Annotated in this window: 2 tRNA genes and 3 rRNA genes; all 5 read left to right on the top strand. The window is 51.3% G+C overall.

Features of this window, described 5'->3' with window-relative positions:
* Positions 1-57 precede the first annotated feature (57 nt).
* Positions 58-1,632, top strand: a 16S ribosomal RNA gene (locus H5975_RS07255).
* Positions 1,633-1,725: 93 nt separating this feature from the next.
* Positions 1,726-1,800, top strand: a tRNA-Ile gene (locus H5975_RS07250).
* Positions 1,801-1,803: 3 nt separating this feature from the next.
* Positions 1,804-1,876: transfer RNA gene (locus H5975_RS07245), tRNA-Ala, on the top strand.
* Positions 1,877-2,033: 157 nt separating this feature from the next.
* Positions 2,034-4,954, top strand: a 23S ribosomal RNA gene (locus H5975_RS07240).
* Positions 4,955-5,020: 66 nt separating this feature from the next.
* Positions 5,021-5,137, top strand: a 5S ribosomal RNA gene (gene rrf / locus H5975_RS07235).
* Together the 16S, 23S and 5S rRNA genes with 2 tRNA genes alongside form the textbook arrangement of a ribosomal RNA operon.

Genomic DNA, 5,137 nt, shown 5'->3' with positions numbered 1-5,137 from the left:
CATTTGCGAAGTCAATTTCGCTTTAATTTATTTTGAGAGCTATCTCAAATTCTTATTTTATATGAGAGTTTGATCCTGGCTCAGGATGAACGCCGGCGGTGTGCCTAATACATGCAAGTCGAACGCGTTGGCCCGACTGATTGATGATGCTTGCATCTGATTGACGACGGTTTACCAACGAGTGGCGGACGGGTGAGTAACACGTAGGCAACCTGCCCAGAAGCGGGGGACAACATTTGGAAACAAGTGCTAATACCGCATAACAACGAAAACCACATGATTTTCGTTTAAAAGATGGTTTCGGCTATCACTTCTGGATGGGCCTGCGGCGCATTAGCTTGTTGGTGAGGTAACGGCTCACCAAGGCTGTGATGCGTAGCCGAGTTGAGAGACTGATCGGCCACAATGGAACTGAGACACGGTCCATACTCCTACGGGAGGCAGCAGTAGGGAATCTTCCACAATGGGCGCAAGCCTGATGGAGCAACACCGCGTGAGTGAAGAAGGGTTTCGGCTCGTAAAACTCTGTTGTTGAAGAAGAACGTGCGTGAGAGTAACTGTTCACGCAGTGACGGTATTCAACCAGAAAGTCACGGCTAACTACGTGCCAGCAGCCGCGGTAATACGTAGGTGGCAAGCGTTATCCGGATTTATTGGGCGTAAAGCGAGCGCAGGCGGTTTTCTAAGTCTGATGTGAAAGCCTTCGGCTTAACCGGAGAAGTGCATCGGAAACTGGATAACTTGAGTGCAAGAGAGGACAGTGGAACTCCATGTGTAGCGGTGGAATGCGTAGATATATGGAAGAACACCAGTGGCGAAGGCGGCTGTCTAGCTTGCAACTGACGCTGAGGCTCGAAAGCATGGGTAGCGAACAGGATTAGATACCCTGGTAGTCCATGCCGTAAACGATGAGTGCTAGGTGTTGGAGGGTTTCCGCCCTTCAGTGCCGGAGCTAACGCATTAAGCACTCCGCCTGGGGAGTACGACCGCAAGGTTGAAACTCAAAGGAATTGACGGGGGCCCGCACAAGCGGTGGAGCATGTGGTTTAATTCGAAGCTACGCGAAGAACCTTACCAGGTCTTGACATCTTGCGCTAACCTCAGAGATGAGGCGTTCCCTTCGGGGACGCAATGACAGGTGGTGCATGGTCGTCGTCAGCTCGTGTCGTGAGATGTTGGGTTAAGTCCCGCAACGAGCGCAACCCTTGTTACTAGTTGCCAGCATTCAGTTGGGCACTCTAGTGAGACTGCCGGTGACAAACCGGAGGAAGGTGGGGACGACGTCAGATCATCATGCCCCTTATGACCTGGGCTACACACGTGCTACAATGGACGGTACAACGAGCAGCGAACTCGCGAGGGCAAGCTAATCTCTTAAAACCGTTCTCAGTTCGGACTGCAGTCTGCAACTCGACTGCACGAAGTCGGAATCGCTAGTAATCGCGGATCAGCATGCCGCGGTGAATACGTTCCCGGGCCTTGTACACACCGCCCGTCACACCATGGGAGTTTGCAATGCCCAAAGCCGGTGGCCTAACCTTCGGGAAGGAGCCGTCTAAGGCAGGGCAGATGACTGGGGTGAAGTCGTAACAAGGTAGCCGTAGGAGAACCTGCGGCTGGATCACCTCCTTTCTAAGGAATAAAACGGAAGCTACACATTGTTGGAACTTTGTTCAGTTTTGAGGGGTTTACCTCTCAATTGAATAATTGAGTAACCGCTTATTTGGGCCTATAGCTCAGTTGGTTTAGAGCGCACGCCTGATAAGCGTGAGGTCGATGGTTCGAGTCCATTTAGGCCCATATGGGGAATTAGCTCAGCTGGGAGAGCACCTGCTTTGCAAGCAGGAGGTCAGCGGTTCGATCCCGCTATTCTCCATTGAATGACCGGAAGGTCATTCGAAAGTTTGTACTTTGAAAACTAAATAATATTCTATTTTCTAATTAATCAAGAAAACCGAGAACACCGCGTTATTTGAGTTGTTTAACGAAATAATCGCTAACTCAATTAACTTAAATGATCGAAGATCATTCTAGGTTAAGTTATGAAGGGCGCATGGTGAATGCCTTGGTACTAGGAGCCGATGAAGGACGGGACTAACACCGATATGCTTCGGGGAGCGGTAAGTACGCTTTGATCCGGAGATTTCCGAATGGGGAAACCCAAGCACCTTAGTAGGTGCTTACTTGACCAGTGAATTCATAGCTGGCAAGTGGTAGACGCAGTGAACTGAAACATCTAAGTAGCTGCAGGAAGAGAAAGAAAATTCGATTTCCTGAGTAGCGGCGAGCGAAAGGGAAAGAGCCCAAACCAACGAGCTTGCTCGTTGGGGTTGTAGGACTGAACATTGGAGTTACCAAAACGCAACGTAGACGAAACAGGTGGGAAACTGTACCAGAGATGGTGAGAGTCCAGTAGTCGAAACGTTACGTTCTCCGTTCAGGATCCTGAGTACGGCGGGACACGTGAAACCCCGTCGGAAGCTGCGAGGACCATCTCGCAAGGCTAAATACTCCCTAGTGACCGATAGTGAACCAGTACCGTGAGGGAAAGGTGAAAAGCACCCCGGGAGGGGAGTGAAATAGTTCCTGAAACCATGTGCCTACAAGCTGTCGGAGCCCGTTAATGGGTGACGGCGTGCCTCTTGCAGAATGAACCGGCGAGTCATGATTGCGTGCAAGGTTAAGGTGGAAAAACCGGAGCCGTAGCGAAAGCGAGTCTGAAATGGGCGTACGAAGTACGCAGTTATGTACCCGAAACCAGGTGACCTACCCATGGTCAGGATGAAGGTGCGGTAAAACGCACTGGAGGTCCGAACCCGTGTCAGTTGAAAATGGCTGGGATGAACTGTGGGTAGCGGTGAAATTCCAAACGAACTTGGAGATAGCTGGTTCTCTCCGAAATCTCTTTAGGGGGAGCCTCGGAATATAGAATCTTGGAGGTAGAGCACTGTTTGGACGAGGGGCCCGTCATGGGTTACTAATTTCAGATAAACTCCGAATGCCATTGATTTATGTCCGGGAGTCAGACGATGAGTGATAAGATCCACCGTCGAAAGGGGAACAGCCCAGATCACCAGTTAAGGTCCCTAAATATATGCTAAGTGGAAAAGGATGTGGAGTTGCACAGACAACTAGGATGTTGGCTCAGAAGCAGCCACCATTTAAAGAGTGCGTAATAGCTCACTAGTCGAGTGATCCTGCGCCGAAAATGTACCGGGGCTAAGCATATTACCGAAACTGTGGATGTGCACGAAGTGCACGTGATAGGAGAGCGTTCTAAGGGCGGCGAAGTCAGACCGTGAGGACTGGTGGAGCGCTTAGAAGTGAGAATGCCGGTATGAGTAGCGAAAGACAGGTGAGAATCCTGTCCACCGAATGACTAAGGTTTCCTGGGGAAGGCTCGTCCACCCAGGGTAAGTCGGGACCTAAGGCGAGGCCGAGAGGCGTAGTCGATGGCTAACAGGTTGAGATTCCTGTACCAGTTAATTATGTTTGACGATGGAGGGACGCAGAAGGCTAAGCGAACCGGACGATTGGAAGAGTCCGGCCAAGCAATAAGTCAGGACGTGAGTTAAATGCTTACGTTCGCGTTGACAAGTTGTGATGGGGAGCGAAATTATAGTAGCGAAGTCGCCGATGTCACGCTGCCGAGAAAAGCTTCTAAGGAGTAATTAACTGCCCGTACCGCAAACCGACACAGGTAGTCGAGGAGAGAATCCTAAGGTGAGCGAGAGAACTCTCGTTAAGGAACTCGGCAAAATGACCCCGTAACTTCGGGAGAAGGGGTGCTGCACGCGAGTGCAGCCGCAGTGAAAAGGCCCAGGCGACTGTTTATCAAAAACACAGGTTTCTGCAAAATCGTAAGATGAAGTATAGGGGCTGACGCCTGCCCGGTGCTGGAAGGTTAAATGGAAGGGTTAGCTTCGGCGAAGCTCTGAAATGAAGCCCCAGTAAACGGCGGCCGTAACTATAACGGTCCTAAGGTAGCGAAATTCCTTGTCGGGTAAGTTCCGACCCGCACGAAAGGCGTAACGATCTGGGCACTGTCTCAACGAGAGACTCGGTGAAATTGAATTGCCTGTGAAGATGCAGGCTACCCGCGACAGGACGGAAAGACCCCATGGAGCTTTACTGTAGCTTGATATTGAGTGTTTGTACTGCTTGTACAGGATAGGTAGGAGCCATTGAAGTCGGGACGCTAGTTTCGACGGAGGCGTTGGTGGGATACTACCCTTGCATTATGACCACTCTAACCCGCGCCACTGAACGTGGCGGGAGACAGTGTCAGGTGGGCAGTTTGACTGGGGCGGTCGCCTCCCAAAAGGTAACGGAGGCGCCCAAAGGTTCGCTCAGAATGGTTGGAAATCATTCGCAGAGTGTAAAGGCACAAGCGAGCTTGACTGCGAGACAGACAGGTCGAGCAGGGACGAAAGTCGGGCTTAGTGATCCGGTGGTTCCGTATGGAAGGGCCATCGCTCAACGGATAAAAGCTACCCTGGGGATAACAGGCTTATCTCCCCCAAGAGTCCACATCGACGGGGAGGTTTGGCACCTCGATGTCGGCTCATCGCATCCTGGGGCTGTAGTCGGTCCCAAGGGTTGGGCTGTTCGCCCATTAAAGCGGTACGCGAGCTGGGTTCAGAACGTCGTGAGACAGTTCGGTCCCTATCCGTCGCGGGCGTAGGAAATTTGCGAGGACCTGTCCTTAGTACGAGAGGACCGGGATGGACATACCGCTGGTGTACCAGTTGTTCCGCCAGGAGCACCGCTGGGTAGCTATGTATGGATGAGATAAACGCTGAAAGCATCTAAGTGTGAAACTCGCCTCAAGATGAGATTTCCCATTCCGTTAAGGAAGTAAGACCCCTCAGAGATGATGAGGTAGATAGGATGGAAGTGGAAGTGCGGTGACGCATGGAGCGGACCATTACTAATCGGTCGAGGACTTAACCGTAGTGGTGTTCCCTTGATGAAGGAAGATCAGGATATTGTTTAGTTTTGAAAGCACAAGCTTTCAAAGTGTGGTGATGATGGCTTGAAGGATACACCTGTTCCCATGCCGAACACAGAAGTTAAGCTTCAACGCGCCAAAAGTAGTTGGGGGATCGCTCCCTGCGAGGATAGGACGTTGCCACGC

Source organism: Limosilactobacillus coleohominis (genome assembly GCF_016901675.1).
GTDB classification, from domain to species: Bacteria; Bacillota; Bacilli; order Lactobacillales; family Lactobacillaceae; genus Limosilactobacillus; species Limosilactobacillus intestinavium.
The sequence above is the reverse complement of the archived record's forward strand: the minus strand, read 5'-3'. Positions and strand labels throughout refer to the sequence as shown.